Genomic DNA, 5,780 nt, shown 5'->3' with positions numbered 1-5,780 from the left:
GCTAATAAATGTCCTGTTTCGTGTATTGCTGTTATGTGTCTTTCTTTTAATTCGAAATTTCTATTTTTATCAGGTAGACCTACTATCATCTCCTCATAGGCATCTTTAAAGTGTTTTTGTGATATTTTTTCTTTTCCTTGTTTTAAAGCACTTCTAGCCGCCTCGTTAGCTACTAGTTTGACATCAGCACAGTTTTTTCCACTCATAATTTTAGCTATAGATGATAAATCTACATCGTCATCTAGCGGTCTATTTTTAGAATTTAATTCCAAAATTCCTTTTCTCATATTGTAATCTGGTAAGGCGACCTCTATTTTAAAATCAACTCTACCTGATCTTAGAAATGCTGGGTCTAACATATCGACCATATTTGTCGCAAATATCATAAATATATTTTTATTATCAGGCGATGCCATTTGGACTAACAATTCATTTAATGTCGAATTCTTACAAGCATGGTCGTCTTGACTTCTCTTATTTGCAACTGCATCTACTTCATCCATAAAGATGACTGTTTTACACTTTCTACTTCTAGCTTCATCAAATAAACGTCTTACAGCTGCCTCTGATTCTCCTACATATTGATGAAATATATCAGATGCACTGTATTTTATAAATACTGCATCTATTTCATTTGCTAGTGCTTCTGCTATAAATGATTTTCCTGTTCCTGAAGGTCCATATAGAAGTATAGATCTAATCGGTTCTATATTCCATTTTTCGTATATTTCTTCATTTTTAAATTGGTCAATTACATCGTTTAGTCTTTCTTTTATTTTATCCATACCTACTACATCTGAAAAATTAGGATGCCCAATTTTTTTATTGTTTTTTTCTACATAATTACTTTTACTATTGTTGTAAACAGGTTTGAGATCCATTTTATTCATTTTAAATCTATCAAAAATATTTTTAATAAGTGAAGGTGTTATCTCGTTTATATTTAAAGATTTTATATCATTTAGGTTTTTCCATAGATCTACAAGTTCTTCACTGTTTATTTTTTCCCTAATAAAATGAGCATTTTCAAATTTGACTTCATATACACCATTTTTTAGCTGAACACGCATTATATTTTGTTTTTTATATTTTATTAAATATTCAAAAGATCCATTTGATTCATTAGGTATGTATTTATTATCTAGTTGTCCTCTAGATAGAAGACTTTTATCTCGCTTAAAATTGTTATTATCGTACTTGCTAATACTAAAATTGTATCTTCCATCTAATAATTCATCGTATAAAGTTTTTTCACATTGATTGACATTGCTTGAGACCCATTTTTCTTTTTCTTTATATTTTATTAAAATCTCAACTGCATCGATTAAATCCTTTGTTTTAACAAAATCTTTTACAGGTTTGATTATCTCTATATCTCCTATATTTTGGCCTATTTTTATACACAAAACTGTCAAATCAGTAGTTTTATCTCTTACAACGAAAAAAGACTTATTTTTTGTTTTGTATAAATTTTTCTTTGTTTTTATAAAATCATCAATTGTCATCTTGATAGATGTATTTGTTTTAGATGTAACAAAACAAATATAATCAAGTACTCCTTCTGTCAAAGGTTCTTTAAATATATAGTGATGATATAATAACTCTCTAACTTTAATTAAATCCTTTATAAAGTCTATTTGACTATCACCAAATATTTGTGTTTTGACGTCTTGAATTATAAAATTTTCATCATAATCTACTTCTAAATACTTACTTTTGTTGAATAGTATTTCCATTTTCATCAGCAACTCAATCCTTTCAAATTATATTTTGAATATCTTAAAGACATATCTATATAATATACTTTTATAAAAAGAATCTGTAATTTGAATTTTAAATCTTTCACTTTTATTAATAAACAATTAATTTTTATTGAATTTCAATATATAATTATTGTTTTTCGAAATAAGATATATTATTATAAAGTCAAAAGGAGATGATTTTATGTTATCAAATAGAAAACTCAGTTTATTATTGATTATACTTTTTCCACTATTACTTGCGTCATTATGCATAATTCAAGACTTTAAAAATATGGGTAAATATATAAAACACGAATACGATCCATCGTATTACAACGAAACAATAGACACAAAAATTCCAACTGACTCAACTGTTTTAATGTACAAAGACAATTACGGTGGATTTCCAATGGACGGAAATAGCTATGCAATAATTCAATTAACACAAAAAGGAAGAAAATCATTTATTAAAACTACAGATAAAAACGATAAATGGCACTCTCTTCCTATAAAAAAAGACTTTCAAAAAGCAATTGGCGTATTTGATTACGACGATGAAGACTCATTCGGACCTGATATCTCTAAAATAAAAAACGGCATTTATTATTTTAGAGATAGATATGCAGAAAACTATCCAGAAGAATCCAAAACAAATATAAACGATAGATATGCATATAATTTTACAGTAGCTATATTTGACTTCGATACAAATAAATTACATATTTACACAGTTGATACTTGATATGTACTCAAAAATAATTTAAGTATAGATAATTTGTGCATAACATATAGAACAAACTATCTATAAATAATATATTTCATTTAAAAAATCAATAATTTCCACAGTTTTAATACCAAAAGTATTTCCTATAAAATCGACCACTTGCATAAGCTCAAGTGATATAGGCTTTTTTAAAATTATTATTAAAGCAACACAAATTATTATCCCAATTATTTTTTTCACCTTATATTACCTCCATATACATCATTTATAATATGTATATGTAATCACTCACAAATTAGGATAAATCTAAACAAATAGCTTAAAAAGTTCACACAAATAACTAAAATAGGGTGTAAATTCGTTTTAAATAAACTACTTTACACCCTATTTTTATAAAACTATTTAACACTAAAACCGAAATATATCGATAATAAATTTCAAAATAAATTATCTCAAAATTATTTCTTCTCTAAAGATACACTTCTAGATATTATGGAATCGATTATACCGTATTCTTTAGCCTCTTCGGCACTCATAAAGTTATCTCTTTCTGTATCTCTGTATATTTCTTCTATAGTTCTTCCAGTATTTTTCGCCAAAATTTCATTTAATCTCTTTTTAGTTTTTACTATATTGTCCGACATAATTTTAATGTCTGTCGCTTGACCTTGTACTCCATTTCCACCTATTGCTGGTTGATGTATCATTATTTCAGAATTTGGAAGTGCAAATCTCTTGCCAGGTGCTCCTCCTGCAAGTAAAAATGCTCCAAAGCTAGCTGCAAGCCCAATACATATAGTTGAAACATCACATTTTATATATTGCATTGTATCATATATTGCAAATCCTGCTGTCACAGAGCCCCCAGGACTATTTATATAAAGATGAATATCCTTATCTGGATCTTCTGCCTCTAAAAATAAAAGCTGTGCAATTATCACACTTGCAGAAGCATCATTTACTTCTTCTCCTAAAAAAATAATTCTATCAGCTAATAGACGAGAATATATATCGTAACTTCTTTCTCCTGCTGATGTCTGTTCTACTACATAAGGTACTACACTCATGCTATTAACCCCCTCGATATATTTTGAAAATAATTATAAGAAAATCTTTATTATAAAGACCCATAGTGTTAAATGCTGTAAAAACTATTAACTTATATTAACTAGTCTAATTTTATTATACCAATTTTTGTGAATGCTGTATTAATAAAAATTGATGTTTATTTTTAAGATTTTATACTATGTATTTATATTATATATATATTTAAACATCTCTTTGCTTCTTCAATAGCTTAATATTTAAAATCATAAATAATGCGGAAAATCCAACAAGTACTAATAAATCTCCAGCTATATAAGAAATTCCATTTCCTCTAAGCATAACCTCTCTCAGTGCTTCAGTAGTATAATGAAGAGGTATAAATCTGCCGATAATTTCCCATACTCCTGTCAATTTAAACAGACCACATAAAAACACCTGAGGAAGTATAATTATCGGTATAAACTGTACAAATTGAAACTCTCCATTTGCAAGTGTAGATAAAAGCATACCTAATATAAGAGCAGTTATAGATGTCAAAAGATTTACAATAAGTACATATCCTATATTTCCAACTTGAGTTACTCCCAATCCATATACCACAAATAAAGTAATCAAAATAGTTTGAACTAAGGCAAGTATACTAAATCCAAGCACATAGCCTATTATTATTTCACTTCTTTTAATAGGAGTAGATAGCAATTTTTCTAGAGTTCCTGATGTTCTCTCTGTTAAGAAATTTATGCCTGAAAGTAGATATACAAAGAAAAATACTATTATTCCAACTAGTGGAGCTGCGTAATTGTCAAATGTCGACTGATCTTCGTCTCCATAGATGTAATCTGTATCAAAGTTTGTCTCTGTAAACTCCATATTATCTAAATCGATGTCATCTAGGTTTAAATTAGAGCTCATATTTGGATATAATTTAGATAAATCCTTTACAGAGTCTTTTAATTCAGAAAGATTTTCCTTCATATTCTCTATATTTTCTTTTGAATTATCCATCGAAGAAGAAATTATTGCGCTTTTTATCAATGATATAACCTTTTTAGCCTCTGTGTTATCAGTTCCATCGATGTATATTTTTACATTTTTGAAATCGTCATCCATATCGACGATGGCTATTGTCTCACCTTTTTTAATTTTATTTTCGACATCTTTTTGAGCTACATATTTTGTTTTAATAGTATTATCTTCATCATCTGTATTTTCTATTTCTTCTATAAAGTTCTTAGGCGCATTTACAACTCCTACTGTATATTCTGTAGAATTTCCGCAAAGCACGTAATATACAAGCGACAATACTACTATAGGAGCAACTACTATAAGCGCAATAGTCCTTTTGTCATTTAAAAGCTGCTTTAATATCCTAACTGTAAGTGCCTTAATTCTCATCATTATCACCTAACTTTCCGAAATAAATAAACGCATCTTCAAGATTTGTAGTATTCGCCTTATTTTGTATTTCTTCTGGTGTTCCGACTGCCAAAATCCTACCTTCTCTCATCATAGCTAATTTATCGCACTTTAACGCCTCGTCCATTACATGAGTAGTCACCAAAATACTTACCCCGCTATCTGCTAATTTGTATAGCTCCTCCCATATACTCTTTCTAAGAACTGGATCTATACCAACTGTAGGCTCATCTAAAATAAGCACCTTTGGATTTGCTATTAGAGCTATCGCAAGCGATAGTCTTTGTTTCATACCTCCTGAAAAATCTCTTACCTTTTTATTTAAATCACCTTGTAAATTAGTAAGCTTTGCCACATAATTTATTCTATTTTCCAATTCGTCCTTTTTTAATTTGTACAAGCTACCAAAGAACTTTAGATTATCATATGCAGATAAATCCTTGTAAAGTGCAGCTGATTGTGCCATATATCCTATATCCGCCATAATATTTAAATTAGGCATTTCACCATCTAGAACTGTGACTTTTCCCGAATCCTTCTTTAAAACTCCCGCGATTATTTTAACTGTCGTAGTTTTTCCACATCCAGATGGACCCAAAAGACCAAATATACACCCTTTTGGAATGCTCAAGTTAACATCGTGCAAAACCTTTTTCTTGCCATAGTATTTATTCACATTTTCCAAATAAATTACATCCTTCATTTAATCACCTCTCAACTTATATATTGAAAATTCGTATATATTTTAATTATATAATTTAATTTCTCTTAATACATCAATAAAGCCTGCAAAATTTCGAATCTTGCAGGCTCGTAAATTTTACCCATAAAGCATATAGTCTATTTGCTCT

6 protein-coding genes are annotated in these 5,780 nt (G+C 28.7%); 1 reads left to right on the top strand and 5 read right to left on the bottom strand.

All coding sequences use genetic code 11. The features are described from left to right. Positions 1 to 1,742: ATP-binding protein (locus MR593_RS10280; protein WP_290692555.1), on the bottom strand; the 1,742-nt coding region annotated here is incomplete at its 3' end. Positions 1,743 to 1,944: 202 nt separating this feature from the next. On the opposite strand from MR593_RS10280, the gene MR593_RS10275 reads away from it, so the two are divergent. Continuing rightward, complete coding sequence (locus MR593_RS10275; protein ID WP_290692553.1) at positions 1,945 to 2,484, top strand: hypothetical protein; 540 nt, start codon at positions 1,945 to 1,947, stop codon at positions 2,482 to 2,484. Between the two features lie 60 nt (positions 2,485 to 2,544). On the opposite strand, the gene MR593_RS10270 is transcribed toward MR593_RS10275, so the two are convergent. The 4 genes from MR593_RS10270 to MR593_RS10255 all read right to left on the bottom strand — a co-directional run bounded on the left by MR593_RS10270 (position 2,545) and on the right by MR593_RS10255 (position 5,632). Then, positions 2,545 to 2,706: a hypothetical protein gene (locus tag MR593_RS10270; RefSeq protein WP_290692551.1), complete on the bottom strand. Its 162-nt coding sequence runs from the start codon at positions 2,704 to 2,706 to the stop codon at positions 2,545 to 2,547. Positions 2,707 to 2,924: 218 nt separating this feature from the next. Further along, entirely contained in the window at positions 2,925 to 3,533 is a 609-nt protein-coding gene (clpP, locus tag MR593_RS10265; protein WP_290692549.1) for an ATP-dependent Clp endopeptidase proteolytic subunit ClpP, read from the bottom strand. Positions 3,534 to 3,735: 202 nt separating this feature from the next. Further along, positions 3,736 to 4,908, bottom strand: a complete 1,173-nt coding sequence (locus tag MR593_RS10260) for an ABC transporter permease (protein ID WP_290692547.1) — start codon at positions 4,906 to 4,908, stop codon at positions 3,736 to 3,738. After that, a complete protein-coding gene (locus MR593_RS10255) occupies positions 4,898 to 5,632 on the bottom strand; it encodes an ABC transporter ATP-binding protein (RefSeq protein WP_290692545.1) in 735 nt (244 codons plus the stop codon). Before MR593_RS10255 ends, MR593_RS10260 begins: the two co-directional genes overlap by 11 nt. Between the last annotated feature and the right edge of the window lie 148 nt (positions 5,633 to 5,780).

This window comes from Intestinibacter sp. (assembly GCF_022780145.1).
In the GTDB taxonomy this organism is placed as follows: domain Bacteria; phylum Bacillota; class Clostridia; order Peptostreptococcales; family Peptostreptococcaceae; genus Intestinibacter.
This window is presented reverse-complemented; position numbering and strand designations above follow the sequence as displayed.

Coding starts and splice junctions, on each gene's coding strand:
- MR593_RS10275 (WP_290692553.1), top strand. CDS start 1,945: ATGTTATCAAATAGAAAACTCAGTTTATTATTGATTATACTTTTTCCA.
- clpP (WP_290692549.1), bottom strand. CDS start 3,533: ATGAGTGTAGTACCTTATGTAGTAGAACAGACATCAGCAGGAGAAAGA.
- MR593_RS10260 (WP_290692547.1), bottom strand. CDS start 4,908: ATGAGAATTAAGGCACTTACAGTTAGGATATTAAAGCAGCTTTTAAAT.
- MR593_RS10255 (WP_290692545.1), bottom strand. CDS start 5,632: ATGAAGGATGTAATTTATTTGGAAAATGTGAATAAATACTATGGCAAG.